Here is a 17,801-nt window from a genome sequence, read left to right on the forward strand (position 1 = left end):
ATCAAGCGGCAAGCAGCCGCGGTTTAATTGTCAGTCAAAATGTTTCCCAGTTTTCATCTTGTCCGGTCGTCGCGGTACGCGTACGGAGTGCAGCCTGTTCAGCGGCTGGCGCGCGATACGTTGCCTGCGGGGTGACCGTGTTTCCAGCGAGTGAAGCGAGACGAAACGCCGAGACGGCCATCTTGAGACGGCTCGCCTGGTCTTCCAGGGCAGCGGCCGCCGCAGCGGACTCCTGCACCAGCGCGGCGTTTTGCTGTGTCACGCGATCCATTTCCGATACCGCCAGGGCAACCTGGTCGATACCACGACTCTGCTCATCGGACGCAGAGGCGATTTCACCCATGATGTCCGTCACGCGGGTGACGGCATTCACGATGTCATTCATGGTCTCACCGGCGCTTTCCACCAGCACGGAGCCGGTATCCACGCGGGAGACGGAATCTTCAATCAGGGACTTGATCTCTTTGGCCGCGTTGGCGCTGCGGCTGGCCAGGTTGCGCACTTCTCCGGCCACCACGGCAAACCCGCGCCCCTGTTCGCCCGCGCGCGCCGCTTCCACGGCGGCGTTCAGCGCCAGAATGTTGGTCTGGAAGGCAATGCCGTCGATAACGCTGATGATGTCGGCGATTTTCTTCGAGCTGTCGGCGATTTCGTGCATGGTTTTCACCACGCCATCCACCACGCGGCCGCCGCGCTGCGCCGTCTCGGAGGCGCTTTCCGCCAGCTGAGACGCCTGGCGGGCATTGTCGGCGTTCTGCTTCACGGTCGCGGTGAGCTGCTCCATGCTGGCGGCCGTCTCTTCCAGGGCGGACGCCTGCTGCTCGGTACGGGATGAGAGATCGTTATTCCCCATCGCAATTTCGCTGGTGCCGGTGTAGATAGCCTCCGACCCGTTGCGCACGTTGGCGACGGTTTCGATTAACGAACGCTGCATATGGTCAACGCTGTTTGCCAGCTCGGTGATCTCATTACGCCCGGAGACGGTCAGCGTTTTGGTCAGGTCACCGCCGGCAATTTCACGAATGTGGGCAATGACGCGCCCAAGAGGGTTCAGCAGGATATGGCGAATGCCGTACCAGACCGCAACCAGCACAATAACCAGCGCCAGCGCCAGCACCGCCATCTGCCATTTCGCAAAGCGGTAGTCATTCTGGCTTGCCGTAAAGGCCGAGTGATAGAGATCGCCACTGGCCTTCGCGTATTCCCCCAGCGCCACGCCGAGCGCGTTTTGCATCCCCTGCGTCGGCTGCGCGAAATAGGCGTCCATATTGCCGCTCTCCAGGAACTGAATCAGCTCTGCCAGACCGGCATGGTAAGCGTTGTATTTTTCGTCAATGTTCTGGCTCACCTGCTCCATCGCAGGCTGTGGGGTAATCTTTTTAAAGGCGTCGTAATGTTTAGCGGCGTCAGCGAGGGTGGTACGGGCATTTTTCAACAGATCGGTTTTGGCGCTGCTCTGCTGATTGTTGGGGTCCATCATCATGCGCGCGGACGAGCGGCTAAGGTTGATACGCGTTTGCAGCATCAGATCCCACGTCGACGTGAGTTCACTCTGCTGCAGGCGGAGATCGTTCGAGGCCGCGAAGCTGTCCTGGTTCTGTTTTAATGACGAGAAAAAAAGCCCGCCGGAGATGAGCTGAAGAAGTGCGAAAATGACCAGCACCATCATGAGCATTGTGACAACGCGGATACGGTTCAACATACAACACCTTCTCATAGATTTATTAACGGTGTTATCGGCACACCCCAGAGGAACTTTACATTTGCGAAAGGGAAAAGCGCGGGGTTAAAACGCCACGTCGACAATCAGCGTGTCGGTGTAGGTTCCGGCGGGCGGCGTGGCCTGATTGGTCAGGACCTTCGCGGTGTAGTTGTAGGTGCGCAGTAGACCGTCAGTGCTGACCTGGGACGATACCGCGCTGGACCAGCGCTCGCTGCCGCTGCCGCCCCAGCGGTTACCGGTGGCTTCCTTATAGATGTCGTAGCTCATGGTATTGCTGCCGCTCACCATCCGTCGCACGTTGTTCAGCGCGTTGGCACCGTTATTAATGCCGATGGTATACGAACTTCCTTTGGTACAGGTGACGGCAATCGCCTGCGAGACGGTGGGGAAACTTTGTACCAGCGGCGCGCTGTTGAAGCTCACATCTGGCGTGGTCATGGCGCTGCAGTCGTTGGTGACGGTCATATCCAGCAGGATGCTGGTTGTCGCGGTTCCCGTCTGATTGATTGAGCAAAGGCCGAGCGCGCCCACGGAGCACACGCTGTAGTTAATGCTGAAGGTTAACTGCACCTGATATGGCCCGGCAGTGACGTTTTGCCCGGCGACGGTGCGGAAATAGAGCGGAATGTTGTACTGCTTTGACCCCAGCAACCCCAGCAACCCCAGCAGGGTATTCCCGCTCCAGGTATACGATTTACTTATCTGTACCTCGCTGCTGCTCGCGCATCCCGATAACCCGCACAGCCGGGTGGGGATCACGTCGGTGATGGCCGCGTTATCCGTGCGTTTCATCGTGGCCCGGCTGCTGCCCGAAACCGATGCCGCGGTGTAGGTCAGCGTTACCGAGTCGCTGGTCAGCAGATTCAGTACGGCATCGCAGGCCACCACCAGCGTGCCGGTGGTTTGAACTTCCCCGCTTCCGCCGAGCGCGAACGAGGTGACGCTGCCAAACGACGCATTAACCGTGCTGACGGTACACGCCGCCCAGCCGCCGCCGGAGAACAGCAGCAGGATCAACAGCAGCAGGCGCGTCATGGCTCCTCCCGACAAACCAGCGGCCCGTAGGTTTTCAGCTTGTGCTCCGGATTGGCCCCCACGGTCAGGGTAGTCTTGCAGCGCCTCCCGTCAGGTGCGATCACCTCCAGCGGGTTCACGTCGCTGAGATTTTCCAGCCAGGCGATGCCGTCATACCCCACCACCGCATTGCTGCGCGAGGCGCGTCGAACCTGGCTTCCCACCGGCAACGCCTTCCCGTTCGTATCATGCAGAATGACGCTTGCCACCCGCTCCTGCTCCATCGGGAAATCGACCAGATAGCCGCTGTGACGGCGAATCGCGATCCGCCGCTCGGTCTCTTTCAGACGGGTATCCGCCGGCAGATTCAGGGTATCAATCCGGTAGCTGGCCGGGTAATACGCCGACACCCCGCTCACCAGCAGGTAGCCGTTATTATTGGTTTTACCGACGGGCTGGTTCTCATAGCTGACGGGCACGTCCGGGTGGCCGTCGGTGCTGATGACCACAAACGCATCGTTGATCTTATTCGCCGCGAACAGCTCGCCGTCCATCAGCACAATGGCGCCCATCGCCTCGCCCCACCAGGTCATGGTATCCCTTTCGCCATAGCCGCCGCCCTGCAGCTCGATGTTGTTATTGCGCCAGCCCAGCGTACCCTGTTGATAATCACTGGATCTTGACTGGTTGGCCCAGGCCATGTTCCAGCTGAACCCACCGTCAGAAGGCATGGAGTGGTTGTAGTTAATGCGCTGGGTACTGCCGGCATCCGGGGTGTTTTCAACGGTGACGGCAGCGCTGTCGCGCGCCCCCAGCGGCACCTGCAGCGACAGCGCGACCGTCCAGTCTCCCCGCTGCCGATCCCGGCTGCCGGCCAGGTAAATACTGCTCGCCCCCCACAGGTTGCGGCTCCAGGAGAGATTGAGCAGCTCGGTTTTTTGGCTGTCAAAACTCTCCACGCCGATCCAGGCCGCACCGATGTTGCCGTACCGTCCCAGATTGAAGGTCAGCGAATACTGGTCCGTGTTACGACTAAAGCTGGCGATGGGCTTATCGTTTTCGTCATACACCGTCGGCTGGTCGTAGAGGGCCAGATTGCCAAAGCCGCGATCGCGACGGGTGTGCTGGGTGGCGACGCTAAACTCGCTGGTACTGTACTGGTAACCCCAGTTTATTTGCCCGCCCGCATCACCGCGCATGCGGCTCTGCGAGTAAGAGGTATTCACCACGCCAAACTGGCCGAGTTTTATCACCGTCCCCGCGCCGCCCATCGCCAGTTCCTGCGCTCCTTCCGCGTGGCCCTCCAGCGTTAGCCAGTCCGTTATCCCGTAGCGATACGAGCCGCTGCCTGCCGCCGAGCCGTAGTCAAAATTCTTGATACCGTAATTACGCCGCAGGCTGCCGAGCGTCACGGCGCCGTCGCTCAGCCCTTGCTTAAGCAGGTCGCTGGTGACGTAAAACGGGAGCGTGGTGCTCACCTGGCGCCCCAGCGCATCCGTCGTGACCAGTACCGCATCCCCGGCGCCGTTGATATAGGGCAGATTACTCAGGGTGAAGGGGCCCGGCTGAAGCTGGGTCGAACCGGAGCGATAGCCGTTGATAAAAAGATCGACCGAGGTGGGTACCGCGGCTTCCCCCGCGAACTCGGGCAGCGGCCATGTCACCAGGTCAGGACGCAGGGAGAAATCCCGCCCGACGCTTATCCCCCCCATCCGCACGCTGGAGCTCCAGCTCAGCGCATCGCTGATGACATCCCCGGCGCTCCAGCTCATTGCGTCATCTTCGTTGGTGAACAGCAGGGTCGTGTCATAGCGGACATACCCTTCCTGCTGTCCGTCGTTACCGGTGAAATTTTCCCGCGCGTAACCGGTCGAGGAAAACGAGCCGTTCTCGTTGAAGTAGCGAAACTCATGCCAGATCGACGCCTGACCGCCGATATGTTCCGTGTGGTTGGTGTAGAGATCGTAATTCAGCAGCGCCCCGCGCCCATAGTGCGGTTTGGCCTGCGCCGCTTGCGCGCTGAAAGGCGTCACGCGGGCCGTCACCCAGTCGCGGGGAACGGTCAGCAGCAGGCGCTGCGCGGCGCTGTCGTACTCCACCCGAACCTGAGCAAGCGAGGAGAGATTTACCTCTCCGGTGGGAACATGCGCCGGGGGCAGCCCCGCGCGCAGCAAATCAGCGCTTGAGATAAAGAAAGCGCCTTTACGCTGCGTCACGGGCACGACCAGACCGGTGTCGTAGTGATTGACCACGATGGCCAGCTGGAAAACCGCTTCATCATTTATCGCCTGCGCCTGGGGAGGCGGCGGTAAACTGTCGTCGCCGGGCCCGGCCAGAGTCGCGGAACTGACGCATAGCAGTAACATCATCGCCGGCTTCAGTTGACGGGCGTCGACTGCCATTGTTCGTCCCTGGCATTAATCTGCGCGCTCATCCGCTCTGGCTGACGAACGCCAGCGGGCATAGGCCAGCTGCGGGTGCTGCCCGGCAGGACGTAACCCAGCAATCCTTCCGCCACCGTGCGTTTCTGACCTCCCTGCTCCAGCGCCACCTGGCTCAGCCTGACGTGGACATCCCCCCGATTTTTGACCTCCAGCGCAGGCTTACCCTCAGCCTGCGTTACCCGCCAGCTCAGGTTTTGGGTCTCCGCCAGCGCGTGATGCGCGCCCTCTTTGATGGTCGGGATCCCCTGTCCATATACGAACAGAGGGATGGAGTAACGCATCTGCAATTTCAGGCCGATGGCGGGTTCGGCTTTGGCATCTGGCTGGGGGATTTCATCGACGATAATGCGATAGGCCTGTTCGACCCCTGCGGGAACCGAAGCCTGTTTGATAAGGCGAACAAGCTGCTTGCTGCCTGTGCCAATCGTGACGATGGGCGGGCTGGCGACCACGTCCTGCTGCGCGGTATAGCGCTCGTGTCCGTCCTCCTGCTTCCAGCGCACGATGCGAACCTGCATCGTCGTGGCGCTGTTTCCCTGGTTCTGGATCCACAGTTCCGTGGCGTTGGCGTCTGCTGCAAGCCAGGGATCGATCGGCCAGAGCAGGATGGTGGCCGCCGCCTGCGCCTGGCCAGCACCCGCCATTCCCAACGCGCCCGCCAGACAAACCGGTCTGAAAAATGGCTTCATCAACACTCTCCCTTTATTACCATGACAAGGTCACGGTGAGCTGATCGGAATAGGTTCCCGCCGGGCTAAACCCGGTCAGTAGCGCCACGCCAAAAAGCGGCAGCGCGATGTTATTGCTGTTGGTATAGGTCACCGCTATCGCCTGGTTGACGCCAATTTCGCTGTTCGCGGCCAGCGAGCTGCTGCTGTAGAGCCGGTATGGCACCACGTCGGCGCCGTTAGCACGCTTCATGCGGCGAACGGATGAATAATTTTGACCGCCATTAATGCTCATGCTCAGCGCCACGCCTGGCGTACAGGCGATGGACAACGCCCCGTTTGGCACAAAGCTGGTGCTCACCGGCGCGCTCTCGACGCCGTTATGGCTGCCAAAGTCCAGCGTACCGAGAAGCCCTCCGCTACCGGTGGCCACCGCGCATCCCGGGACAATCGTCGCGCTGACCTTAAACGACTGGGATGTCACCGCATCCGCCGTGGGCATCATGAGCAATCCGACGATCAGCGCGAAAAAAGGCTGCACGCGTCCCTCTGCGCATTTGCGCAGACCTGTGAGAGATGCCTTCATGGCGGTTCGGGACTAGTAGGTGACGCTGACGTTAATCGTGTCGGTGTAGGTTCCCGGAACGACCGTCACGCTGTTACCGCCGCCGGTAATCCGTCCGTAGAGGGTGTAACTGTCCACCCCTCCGGCCGTAGACGCGATCGGCAGCGCCGCGTTATTAGCAATCACGGTGTTAAACCCGCTGTCGCTGTACAGGCTGTAAGCCACGCCCTGTGCCGCGTTGGCCGTATTCACCAGATAGCGTTCTGGCGTGCCCGGCGAACCGACAACGGAGCCGGGCGCGGTGGAGTGGGTATTACCGGTGATCGCGACCGTATAGCTGGCGGTCGTGCATTGAATGGTGAAGGTGTTTCCGCCGCTGGCGCCGCTCAGCTGCGTCGTAAGCGTGGAGAAGGTAGCCGGATGGGTACCGAAATCGAGCGTACCGAAGTTGATGCCACTTTGCGCGGGCGATCCGTTTATCAGACATCCGTTTGTCAGCGTCAGCGTCGCGCCTAAAGTGCCGCTGCTGGTGACGGCCAGCGCCTGATGGGCCATTGTCGCAGTCAGTAAGGTGCCTGCGCCGATCAAAAGAAGTTTTCTTTTCATTTACCACCCTCCAGAAGACGTCTCCGTTCCCTTGCCACATTTTATTTTTGTCGTTCAAGATGTTAGCCCCGCTTAACGTTCCTCTGAGGGGGTTACTGAGAATTTAGTTTACGGATATCGCTTCGACCACCTGCCCCTTAACGCATAAGGCATATGTCTTATTGACTAAATTTCATTATAAATAACAGTAAGTTAAATAAATTCAGGCAGCGTTTTTTTTATATCAGGGGAGAATATATCCATTAAAGTGTGACGACGATCACAATATATCGTCAGCGTATTAACAACAAAATTAATAAAACTTAAAAAGGAGTTGTATCCCCCTACACTTTGCGTCAATTTATGTGCCGAATAATTTCCCGCGTCGTAATAAAAAATTTATATGTATCGCCGCGGGCTACATCTGAAGCGCATAGAGGGTCTTTTTTCGTGGCAAGTGCAAACAAACTCACACTCTTCATCGTGATATTCATGCTGGCGGGTATTCTTTCAGGGGCAGCAATTCATGAATATGCATCTGCGGATGCCATCAAAGCCTGGTCGGATAATATTACCCTTCTGACCGATATTTTCCTCCGCCTGATCAAAATGGTCATTGCACCGTTGGTCTTCAGCACGCTCACCGTCGGCATTATGAAGCTGGGCGAAACCTCCACCATTGGCCGTGTTGGCGGCAAAGCGATGTTGTGGTTTATCAGCTCATCCGTGCTCTCTATCTTGGTTGGCCTGTTTATCGTCACGCTGGAGCATCCGGGAAGCGGTCTGAACCTGACGGTTCCGACAGAAGCTGTGGATACCGGCCTGGCCGTTGGCGGCATGACGCTGAAAGCGTTCCTGTCGCACACCATTCCGACCAGTATCGCGGGGGCGATGTCGAACAATGAGATCCTGCAGATTGTGGTGTTCTCAATGTTCTTCGGCATCGGTGGCGCGTCGCTGGGGCAGAAATTCAACGCGCCGCTGGTGGCCGCGCTGGATGTGGTTTCCCACATTATGCTGAAGGTCACAGGTTACGTGATGTACGTTGCGCCGCTGGCCATTTTCGCGGCGATTTCATCCGTTATTGCCACGCAGGGTCTGGGCATTCTGCTGAACTACGCCTCCTTTATTGGCGGCTACTATGTTGCCATTCTTCTCACCTGCATGGTGCTGCTGGCCGTGGGTTACATGGTGCTGAAAAAAGAGGTGTTTCGCCTGGTGAGCATGCTGAAAGATCCGGTTCTGGTGGCGTTTACCACCAGCAGCTCTGAAGCCGCCTACCCGAAAACGCTGGAGCAGCTGGAGCGTTTTGGCTGCTCGCGCAACATCGCCTCTTTCGTCCTGCCGATTGGCTACTCCTTCAACCTGGTGGGTTCGATGGTGTACTGCTCATTCGCCTCAATGTTTATCGCTCAGGCGTACAACATTCATCTGAGCTTCTCTGAGGTGACGGTGCTGATGCTGACTCTGATGCTGGCGTCGAAAGGGATTGCGGGCGTACCGCGTTCTTCACTGGTGGTGCTGGCAGCAACCATTCCGAGCTTTAACATTCCGGTGGCGGGAATTCTGCTGCTGATGGGGATCGACCACTTCCTGGATATGGGCCGTTCCGCAATTAACGTGCTGGGGAATGGGATCGCAACCGCGATGCTGTCGCAGAATGAAGGCGCGCGGGAAGCAGAAGCAGAAGCAGAAGCAGAGCTGTTAAAGCAGGAAGTGTAAGGTGAAAAAAAGGGTGAGGCCTGATGCCCTCACCCCTGCCCTCTCCCACAGAGAGAGGGAGCAAACACAAAAAACGGCAACCTGGGTTGCCGTTTTGCATTTACTTACGCTACGTGACTCGCGGCGATATCCAGCAGCGCCATCTCATCGCTGTTCAGCAGCTTCTCAATGTTCACCAGAATCAGCATACGCTCGCCGAGCGCGCCCAGTCCGGTCAGGTATTCGGTCGACAGCGTGACCGCAAACTCCGGTGCAGGACGAATTTGGTCAGAGGTCAGGGAAAGCACATCAGATACGCCATCCACCACGATACCTACCACGCGCTGCCCCAGATTCAGAACGATCACCACAGTGTTGTCGTCGTAGTCAACGTCGCCCTGGCTGAACTTCACGCGCAGGTCCACGATTGGCACAATGACGCCACGCAGGTTGGTGACACCTTTAATAAATGCAGGCGTGTTAGCGATGCGGGTAACCTGGTCGTAACCACGAATTTCCTGCACTTTCAGGATATCGATGCCGTACTCCTCATCGCCTAAAGTGAATACCAGGAATTCCTGCCCTGATGGCTCGCCCGCCAGTTTCGTTACATTACTCATACCGGTCATGTTATTACCTTCTACTTAATCAGGCGGCTGTGTACGCCACACGTTGTTCACGATTTAATCCCTGAAGCGCCGACACATCGACGATCAGCGCCACGCTACCATCACCCAGAATGGTGGCGGCAGAAATACCCGGCACTTTGCGGTAGTTGCTTTCGAGGTTCTTCACTACCACCTGGTGCTGGCCAATCAGCTGATCGACCAGCAGCGCGTAGCGGCGGCCCGCGCTTTGCAGGATCACAACGATGCCCTGCGTGGCCTCTGTCTTCGCCCCGTCCACTTCGAACACTTTCCACAGTTCCACCAGCGGCAGGTACTCACCGCGCACTTCGAGCACGCGCTCGCCGCCCGCCAGCGGATGCAGATCTTCTTCACGCGGCTGCAGGGATTCCATCACGGCGTTCAGCGGCAGGATAAAGACTTCGTCGGCCACTTTGACTGACATGCCGTCGAGGATCGCCAGCGTCAGCGGCAGCAGGATGCGAATGGTGGTGCCGGAACCCTGTTTAGACTGGATCTCAACGTGGCCGCCCATCTCCTGGATGTTACGTTTCACCACGTCCATGCCTACGCCGCGTCCGGAGACGTCGGTCACCTGCTCCGCGGTAGAAAAGCCCGGCGCGAAGATGAGCATGCCCACTTCTTCGTCGGTCATGTTGTCATTGACCGCCATCCCCTGCGAAATCGCTTTTGCCAGGATGCGCTCGCGGTTAAGCCCCGCGCCGTCATCGGTCACTTCGATGCAGATGTTCCCGCCCTGGTGTTCCGCAGAGAGGATCAGGTTACCGACCGGGGATTTTCCGGCGGCAATGCGGTTTTCCGGCAGTTCGATACCGTGGTCGAGGCTGTTACGCACCAGGTGCGTTAACGGGTCGATAATGCGCTCGATCAGGCTCTTATCCAGTTCGGTTGAGCTGCCCATCAGGGTCAGTTCAATCTGTTTATTCAGCTTGCTTGCAAGGTCGCGAACCAGACGCGGGAAGCGGCTGAAGACATATTCCATCGGCATCATACGAATGGACATGACCGATTCCTGCAGGTCGCGGGCGTTACGCTGCAGCTGACCCATGCTGGTGATCAGATCGCCGTGCGTGACCGGGTCCAGTTCGTTAGAACGCTGGGCCAGCATCGACTGGGTGATCACCAGTTCGCCAACCAGGTTAATCAGCTGGTCGACCTTCTCAACGGCAACGCGGATGCTGGTTGACTCGCTGGAGCGCGCGGCAGGTTTTTCACCACGTGCAGGTGCCGCGGCCTCTTTTGGCACGGCCTTCAGCGCCGGAGCCGCAGGAGCCACAGCCGGTGCGGCGGCCTGAGCGACAACGGCCACCTCTTGCGCAGCGGCAGGGGCATCAACCTCAGCCGTTTCGGTTTCGAAGGCGATCTGGTCAGCTTCAATCACAAAGCACAGTACCGCCACGATATCGTCCTGGCCAATACCGTCATCAAGCGTCGCGGCAAGGCTGTCTTTGCCTTTGACCACGTTGCTTAGTTTCGCCAGGTTACCCAGCTCTTCTTCCAGCAGGTTAACTTCATTCTCTTTGAGGCGTGACAGCACAACGCGCAGTTTGCCCGCTTGTGCAGCGGCTGGCGCGGCCTCGTCGGCAGCAACCGCATCGACAACGCTCAGTTTCGCCGCAGGGACAACGGCTGCAGCGACCTCACCTTTTGCTTCCAGGGCGAGCTGGCGCAGCGCATTGCAGATGTATTCAAAGCTGGCGGCATCAGGCTCTGCCGAACTTTTATAGGCGTCGAGCTGTTCCTGCATAATATCTTTGGTTTCCAAAAACAGGTTGATAATGTCGGTATTGAGCTGCATCTCACCGCGTCGTGCTTCATCAAGCAGGTTTTCCATTAAATGGGTTGTTTCCTGCAGGATGGTAAATCCAAACGTTCCGGCTCCGCCTTTAATAGAGTGCGCCGCACGGAAGATGGCATTGAGCTGCTCAGAGTCCGGTGCTTCGGGCACCAAATCGAGCAAGTGTTGCTCCATATCGGCCAACAATTCGTCGGCTTCATCAAAGAATGTCTGGTAAAAATCGCTAATATCCATGCTCACGCTATCACCTCGGATTGGCTGGTGGCGATGTTGGAACGGCAGCCGAAGGAACGGCCCCAGGCTGTTTTAAATCGTCCAGTGACTCATTCTGACTTTCGGCGTTTTCATGCAGGATGGCCTGCTCCGCCTGCTGGTTCAGCACTAAAAGACTGATACGACGGTTGATGGCATCATCCGGCCCGCGGTCGGAAACGCGCATGGTTGCGGCCATGCCGACTACGCGCAGTACCTTGCCATCATCAAGCCCACCTACCACCAGCTCGCGACGCGAGGCGTTGGCACGATCGGCAGAAAGCTCCCAGTTGCTGTATCCCTTCTCCCCACTGGCATACGGGAAATCATCCGTGTGTCCTGACAGGCTGATTCGGTTAGGAATGCCGTTCAGCACCGGAGCAATAGCACGCAGAATGTCGCGCATGTACGGTTCAACTTCCGCACTTCCGGTTTTAAACATTGGTCGGTTCTGGCTGTCAATAATCTGAATACGCAGCCCTTCCTGCACCAGGTCGATCTTCAGATGCGGGCGCAGCGCGCGCAGTTTCGGATCCGCTTCAATCAGCTGATCGAGATCGCCACGCAGTTTCTTCAGGCGCGCCTGCTCCATCTTTCTTTTCAGCTCGTCGATGTTCGGCTCTTTTTTCACCTCACCCTTCTGCTGGGTGTAATCATCGCCGCCGCCCGGGATCGGGCTGTCGCTGTTAGAGATTCGCGGCCCACCGGTTACCGCCGTTGCCAGCGGCGTGCGGAAATATTCGGCAATCTGGATCAGTTCTTTTGGGCTGGAGATGGAGATCAGCCACATCACCAGAAAGAACGCCATCATTGCAGTCATAAAGTCGGCGTACGCAATTTTCCACGAGCCGTGTGCGCCATGCCCGCCGCCCTTGTGCTTGCGTTTTTTTACGATGACGATCGGATGGGACTGGTTTTTCATGCGTCCTCAGTTGTCGTCTGTTGGTTTGGGTTTTTCACCGCACGCACGTGTTCTTCAAGCTCGATAAACGACGGACGCTCGCTGGAGTAAAGCGTTTTACGGCCAAACTCAACCGCGATCGGTGGCGCGTAACCGTTGAGATTAGAGAGCAGCGTGATCTTCACGCACTGCATCATTTTGGTGGTTTCCGCGCTCTTCTGGCGCAGAACGCTCGCCAGCGGAGAGATAAAGCCGTACGCCAGCAAAATACCGAGAAAAGTTCCCACCATCGCGTGGGCAATCAGCGCGCCCAACTCGGCTGCCGGGCGGTCTGCCGAGGCCAGAGCGTGAACCACGCCCATTACTGCGGCAACGATACCGAATGCCGGAAGCGAGTCGCCGACCAGCGCCAGGCTGTTGGCCGGCACTTCAGATTCGCTTTCGTGGGTTTCGATCTCTTCGTCCATCAGCGCTTCGATTTCGAAGGTATTCATGTTGCCGCTGATGATCAGTCGCAGATAGTCGACGATGAAATCCAGCATCATGGCGTCAGCAAGAATACGCGGATAGCTGGCAAAAATTTCGCTCTCTTTCGGGTTTTCAATATCCCGTTCAAGGGAGAACATGCCCTGCTGACGCGACTTCGCCATCAGGCGATAGAGCAGTGCCAGCAGATCCATATACATGCTTTTGGTGTATTTCGAGCGACGGAACAGCAACGGAATCGCTTTCAGCGTGCCCTTGATCGATTTACCGTTGTTGCCAACGATAAAAGCCCCTACCCCTGCGCCGCCGATGATAATAAGTTCAGCCGGTTGATAGAGTGCTCCAAGGTGCCCGCCGGTCATCATGTAACCGCCGAAAACTGTACCGAGAACTACCAGGTAACCTAATAAGATAAGCACGACATCATCCTTCCGCTAGTGACTATGGCAAGGACGTCCAGCTCGCAGCGTTTACCGTTTGCGGGGTAAAAAAAAGCAGCGGTAATTGCTTACCGCTGCTGGAATTTTTCCCACACGTTCGGGTTAAACAGCTTGTTCGATCTGTTCATCCAGCAGTTGTGGAATAATATCGGCAGCATCCCGGGAAAGTTTACGTCTTTTTACTGCGCGGGATGGAGGCTGACATAAACTACAGGCGAAGCTGCCTGCAGGTTGATGAGCATGGGTAATAAAATTGCCGTCGCAGCAGTTGCAGCGCGACAGTTCAAGCATTCCGCTCTCAACAAAACGCACCAGCGTCCATGCGCGGGTCAGCGCCAGCAGAGGGCCTTCTTCCTGCTGTGGGCATTGTTCAAGGTAAAGTTTGTACGCTTTGATCACGGCGTCAACGCCGCTACACAAACCGGTTTTGAGAAGATACTGCCAGGCATTACAGAACATGGAAGCATGAATATTCTGCTCCCACGTCATAAACCAGTCGGTAGAAAACGGCAGCATGCCTTTCGGCGGGGGACTACCACGTAACTCTTTGTACAGTTTGATGAGACGACCACGGCTCAGTTGAGTCTCGCTTTCCAGCATTTGTAAACGAGCACCCAGTGTAATCAGCTCCATGGCCAACTGTATGTCACGCGCTTCCTGAACAATGCTTTTCTCGCTCATTGCTAGGCCCTTTTCTTACGGGCTACGTCATCAGGCTGGCTGATTTCGTTAAGCAAGCGAGTGGAAAGAAGAATACCGGTATGAATCTGTTGAAGATCGTCCACACGGGATTCCTGCGTCAGACGCGTTATTGTCTGTGAATCATCGAAACGGAACTGGCAAACCAGTTGATTCGTTTCAGCCAGTTTAACCATCTGCGGGAGGGTTAAACCGCCCAGCATGGTTGCCATTTCTTCGTTAATACCCAGACGAAACATCGCGGACGCCTTGTCCTGACTAATCAAACGCTGCGCGAGCAGTAAATACGACAAATTGATGTCATAGATATGTTTTAGCAACTCGGATGTATGCATTGTTCCCATCCCGAATAACCAACTATTATTTTTATGCGGAAAGACCGCACCCCGTGATGTCGCCGGGAAATCACCCGGTATAAAAAAGAAAAGGCTAAATGCATAGTTGAATTTAGGTTTGTATTCACTGAAACCGTAAGAGAGAAACCGCGAATGCGTCTCTTACATGATTTATCATTTCTTACAAATAACTAAGATTTTTCCTAATTCGACGCAAACTCTACTCGTCAGTTTTGACACATACAATCCAGCCACCCTCAAATTTAAAAAAAATGTGATCCACGTCACACAATTTAAGTGAATATGACCCATAAATCCATCAGTATGACTTGTAATTTGTTCAATATTTAGCCAATCGGTACTGTTTTGTATTCTTAATTGACGAATACTCATGCAGAAGGGTGATCCAAACTGGCATGCAACGTGCTTTTCCTGCGGTAAGCGCCGCGCGGAAACATTTACATCAGGCCCCTTTCCTGGAAACATTTTTCTTACCGTGAAAAAACATATAGTTATGCAGGCAGTACAAAAAAGATGTTTCATAACGTGATCATTCGAAATGAGTTTGTAACGGATCAAAACGATTTAACCGTCAAAGCGTGGAATTGTGTGATTTACGTTAAGTTGTTAATTTTTTTTCATTTAGGCGTGTTTTCCAGTTATTCTTCTTATAAGAATAATTAATGAATAATTATGATAAGCTTCACACTAATGTCGTAATCTGCTCTTGCAGAACCGGAGATTTCGCGGTAAAGGTGGTTAAACGCTGTCTTTCAGACATCTAAGGAGTGCGCCATGAGTTACTCCCATCTTCTTGTTTCCGTTGCAGTTTCCCCCGAAAGCCATCAACTCGTCGCCCGGGCAGTTTCGATTGCCAGACCTCAAAATGCACGCATCAGCCTCATTACGCTCGCCGCAGAGCCAGAGATGTATAATCAGCTGGCAGCCCCCATGCTGGAGGATATTCGTGAGGTTATGCAGGAAGAAACGCAGCAATTTCTGCGCGAATTAGTTGAAAAGGCACAATATCCCGTTTATGAAACCGTTATTGCGACCGGGGAACTCAACGCCCATATTCTCGATATGTGTCGCAGACAAAATATTGATTTAGTGATTTGCGGGAACCATAACCACAGCTTTTTATCGCGCGCAGCCTGTGCGGCGAAATCTATTGTTGCGTCGAGCCAGGTTGATGTGCTGTTAGTGCCGCTTGGGGGGCATTAACCCCCCAGCAGAAAATCAGGCGAGTTTAGGGAAGGTCGCGATCTTTTTTTGCAGATTGCCCTCATGACTTTGCGGAACGATATCCCGGAGATCCTGAATAAAACGCGCCTGCCAGTGGTTAATATCGTTCTTCCGGATCGTCTCCATCATGTCAGCATGGCGGGAAATACGTTCCGTGAGCGGCATTGTCAGGGCACGATTCAGCGCGTTCGCCACGTCATCCCTGTCGTAAGGGTTAACGATGAGCGCCGACGTGAGCTCATTTGCGGCCCCGGCAAACTGGGAAAGCACCAGAACACCCGGGTCGGCAGGATCCTGAGCCGCCACATACTCTTTCGCCACCAGGTTCATCCCGTCGCGCAGCGGCGTGACCAGGCCAACGTCCGCATAGCGGAAAACCTTCATCAGGATCTTACGGTCAAAATGCTGATTCAGGTAAAACAGCGGAGTCCAGCCCAGCTGGCCGTAGCGGCCATTAATGCGCCCTGCTTCTGTCTCCAGCTGATGACGAATATCCTGATAAGCCTGAACCTCACCGCGCGACGTCGGCGCGATCTGGGTATAGCGAATTTTCCCGTGATGCTGCGGGTATTTATCCAGCAGCGTTTCATACGCCAGGAAGCGTTCCGGCAGCCCTTTGGAATAATCAAGACGTTCTACCGAGAAGATATTTTTCACGTGCTTGAGTTCATTCTTAAGCTGCGCCAGCTTCGGCGGCAGCGGGCCGGAAGCCTGCTCCGCGATTTCGTCTGGTTCAATCCCTATAGGATAGACCTCGGTGTGGAAAGTTTTCCCCCACGCCGTATGGGTTTTCCCGCCTTTGGTCACCAGACGCGCTTTACCTGACACGGAGTCAAGGAACGCGAGGCGGTCATTTTCAGTCTGGAAGCCGAGCAAATCGTAATCGCACAGCGCCTCCAGCAGCTCTTCATGCGGCGGTAGCGCGGTAAAAATTTCCGGCGTCGGGAACGGGATATGCAGGAAGAAACCAATGCGGTTATTCACCCCCCTCTTTCGCAGCTCTCTCGCGAAGGGTAACAGGTGATAATCGTGGATCCATAAAATATCGTCTTCTTCTATTAATGGCAGCAGTTTATCCGCCAGCAGCGCATTCACGCGCGAGTAGCCTTCGAAGGATTCACGCTGGAATTTGACCAGGTCAAGACGATAGTGAAACGCAGGCCACAGGACGGCATTTGAGAACTGCGAGTAATACTCGTCATAGTCTTTCTCTTTCAATGCAAATGAAGCCCACGTAATGTTTCCGCGCGTTACCTTTTTGAGCGGTTTCTCTTCTTCACTGATTTCTCCACTCCAGCCAAACCACAGCCCGCCAGCGGCTTTTAAGGCACCTAACACCCCTACCGCCAGGCCACCTGCACTGGCTTTTTTATCGTCAGGCGGTGCGATTCGGTTAGAGACGACGACTAAGCGACCCATAATGGTTTCCCCCTTTGCTTTGCGCTATTTGTTGTTGTTGCTGGTTAGCGATGTCAGATATCCACTGCCAGACGCTGGCGACATCCGCCAGTCGCCATTCGGCAACCGTGTCACCAGGCCCCACCTTGACGGCGATCCCTCCGGCCTGATTCACCACGCGAAACCCGGCCTCGTCGGTCAGGTCATCCCCAATGAAAACGGGCGTTCGCCCTTTAAAAGGCGGCGACGCCATAAACGCGGCGATGGCCGCGCCTTTATTAATCCCTTTCGGTTTTAACTCCACTACGCATTTGCCGGGCTGCAATGCCAGCTGTGGATGCGCATCTGCAACCTTCTGAGCAAGCGCAAGCACGGCCTCCTCATGCTGCGGCGCCTGACGATAATGCAGGGCAAAGGCCATGCCTTTGGCTTCCAGCTCGGTGCCGGGCAGTTCGGCCAGCGCTGCAGAGAGCTGCTTATGCAGCGTTTGCGTGAGTGCGTCGGGGAGTGAAACGATATGCGTGTGATCATGGATGTCGCGGCGCTCCGCTCCGTGTACACCGGCCAGCGGAAAGTGGTAAGGACTGGCGAGCGTATCCAGCTCGGCCATTGAGCGCCCTGATATCAATGCCAGTGCTCCCTCGTTCATGAGCGAGAGCTGATGCAAATCCTGTAACACCGCATCCGGAATAGACACCTGATCAGGGTGCGGTTTTATCCCGGCGAGCGTGCCGTCGAGATCAAAAAAGAAAGCATAGTTTCCGGGCAGTACAGGCGGTGCGGTTAACATGTCAGCCACCCTTTTCCTCCTTACGGTTTACGAGAGGTAAACGCCTTTACCTCTTTCATAGCCATGTAAGTATAGACAGTGTGACGTCGCTCGCCATTTGACAACCGCCA

The 17,801-nt window shown here is 55.9% G+C and carries 16 protein-coding genes; 2 read left to right on the forward strand and 14 right to left on the reverse strand.

Going from position 1 to position 17,801, the window contains the following annotated elements; all coding sequences use genetic code 11:
• Positions 1–34: 34 nt before the first annotated feature.
• The 6 genes from tar to LA04_RS15930 form a co-directional block, all read right to left on the reverse strand.
• Positions 35–1,702, reverse strand: a complete 1,668-nt coding sequence (tar, locus tag LA04_RS15905) for a methyl-accepting chemotaxis protein II (RefSeq protein WP_047652341.1) — start codon at positions 1,700–1,702, stop codon at positions 35–37.
• Positions 1,703–1,786: 84 nt separating this feature from the next.
• Positions 1,787–2,758 carry a Csu type fimbrial protein gene (locus LA04_RS15910; RefSeq protein ID WP_047652342.1) on the reverse strand — a complete coding sequence of 324 codons (972 nt, stop codon included), beginning with the start codon at positions 2,756–2,758 and terminating at the stop codon, positions 1,787–1,789.
• Positions 2,755–5,139: a fimbria/pilus outer membrane usher protein gene (locus LA04_RS15915; RefSeq protein ID WP_047652343.1), complete on the reverse strand. Its 2,385-nt coding sequence runs from the start codon at positions 5,137–5,139 to the stop codon at positions 2,755–2,757. The genes LA04_RS15910 and LA04_RS15915 overlap by 4 nt, the downstream gene beginning before the upstream one ends.
• Positions 5,115–5,870, reverse strand: coding sequence for a fimbrial biogenesis chaperone (locus LA04_RS15920; RefSeq protein WP_047652344.1), 756 nt, complete (start codon positions 5,868–5,870; stop codon positions 5,115–5,117). Before LA04_RS15920 ends, LA04_RS15915 begins: the two co-directional genes overlap by 25 nt.
• 16 nt (positions 5,871–5,886) lie before the next feature.
• The gene (locus LA04_RS15925; RefSeq protein ID WP_047652345.1) at positions 5,887–6,435 is read right to left on the reverse strand and encodes a Csu type fimbrial protein; all 549 of its coding nucleotides are present in this window, start codon (positions 6,433–6,435) and stop codon (positions 5,887–5,889) included.
• Positions 6,436–6,447: 12 nt separating this feature from the next.
• Positions 6,448–7,020: a Csu type fimbrial protein gene (locus LA04_RS15930; protein ID WP_047652346.1), complete on the reverse strand. Its 573-nt coding sequence runs from the start codon at positions 7,018–7,020 to the stop codon at positions 6,448–6,450.
• Positions 7,021–7,449: 429 nt separating this feature from the next.
• Between LA04_RS15930 and LA04_RS15935 the strand changes: the two genes are divergently transcribed.
• Positions 7,450–8,721: a dicarboxylate/amino acid:cation symporter gene (locus LA04_RS15935; protein WP_047652347.1), complete on the forward strand. Its 1,272-nt coding sequence runs from the start codon at positions 7,450–7,452 to the stop codon at positions 8,719–8,721.
• A 104-nt stretch (positions 8,722–8,825) separates the two neighbouring features.
• Here the strand turns inward: LA04_RS15935 and cheW are convergent, their stop codons facing one another.
• The 6 genes from cheW to flhD all read right to left on the reverse strand — a co-directional run bounded on the left by cheW (position 8,826) and on the right by flhD (position 14,258).
• Positions 8,826–9,329 (reverse strand): chemotaxis protein CheW, encoded by a 504-nt coding sequence (gene cheW, locus LA04_RS15940; protein WP_023312262.1) that lies wholly within the window; start codon positions 9,327–9,329, stop codon positions 8,826–8,828.
• 19 nt (positions 9,330–9,348) lie between these two features.
• Positions 9,349–11,385 carry a chemotaxis protein CheA gene (gene cheA, locus LA04_RS15945; RefSeq protein ID WP_047652348.1) on the reverse strand — a complete coding sequence of 679 codons (2,037 nt, stop codon included), beginning with the start codon at positions 11,383–11,385 and terminating at the stop codon, positions 9,349–9,351.
• 4 nt (positions 11,386–11,389) lie between these two features.
• Positions 11,390–12,319 carry a flagellar motor protein MotB gene (gene motB / locus LA04_RS15950; RefSeq protein ID WP_047652349.1) on the reverse strand — a complete coding sequence of 310 codons (930 nt, stop codon included), beginning with the start codon at positions 12,317–12,319 and terminating at the stop codon, positions 11,390–11,392.
• Entirely contained in the window at positions 12,316–13,203 is an 888-nt protein-coding gene (gene motA / locus LA04_RS15955; protein WP_008500417.1) for a flagellar motor stator protein MotA, read from the reverse strand. Before motA ends, motB begins: the two co-directional genes overlap by 4 nt.
• A 123-nt stretch (positions 13,204–13,326) precedes the next feature.
• Complete coding sequence (gene flhC / locus LA04_RS15960) at positions 13,327–13,905, reverse strand: flagellar transcriptional regulator FlhC (RefSeq protein WP_013096051.1); 579 nt, start codon at positions 13,903–13,905, stop codon at positions 13,327–13,329.
• A gap of 2 nt (positions 13,906–13,907) precedes the next feature.
• Positions 13,908–14,258, reverse strand: coding sequence for a flagellar transcriptional regulator FlhD (gene flhD / locus LA04_RS15965; RefSeq protein WP_008500415.1), 351 nt, complete (start codon positions 14,256–14,258; stop codon positions 13,908–13,910).
• Between the two features lie 795 nt (positions 14,259–15,053).
• On the opposite strand from flhD, the gene uspC reads away from it, so the two are divergent.
• Positions 15,054–15,482 carry a universal stress protein UspC gene (uspC, locus tag LA04_RS15970; RefSeq protein ID WP_047652350.1) on the forward strand — a complete coding sequence of 143 codons (429 nt, stop codon included), beginning with the start codon at positions 15,054–15,056 and terminating at the stop codon, positions 15,480–15,482.
• Between the two features lie 15 nt (positions 15,483–15,497).
• Here the strand turns inward: uspC and otsA are convergent, their stop codons facing one another.
• Together otsA and otsB are read right to left on the reverse strand one after the other, a co-directional pair.
• The gene (gene otsA / locus LA04_RS15975; protein WP_047652351.1) at positions 15,498–16,922 is read right to left on the reverse strand and encodes an alpha,alpha-trehalose-phosphate synthase; all 1,425 of its coding nucleotides are present in this window, start codon (positions 16,920–16,922) and stop codon (positions 15,498–15,500) included.
• Positions 16,897–17,700 carry a trehalose-phosphatase gene (gene otsB / locus LA04_RS15980; RefSeq protein ID WP_047652352.1) on the reverse strand — a complete coding sequence of 268 codons (804 nt, stop codon included), beginning with the start codon at positions 17,698–17,700 and terminating at the stop codon, positions 16,897–16,899. Before otsB ends, otsA begins: the two co-directional genes overlap by 26 nt.
• Positions 17,701–17,801: the final 101 nt, after the last annotated feature.

This window comes from Enterobacter sp. UCD-UG_FMILLET, assembly GCF_000762975.1.
Taxonomy (GTDB): Bacteria; Pseudomonadota; Gammaproteobacteria; order Enterobacterales; family Enterobacteriaceae; genus Enterobacter; species Enterobacter dykesii.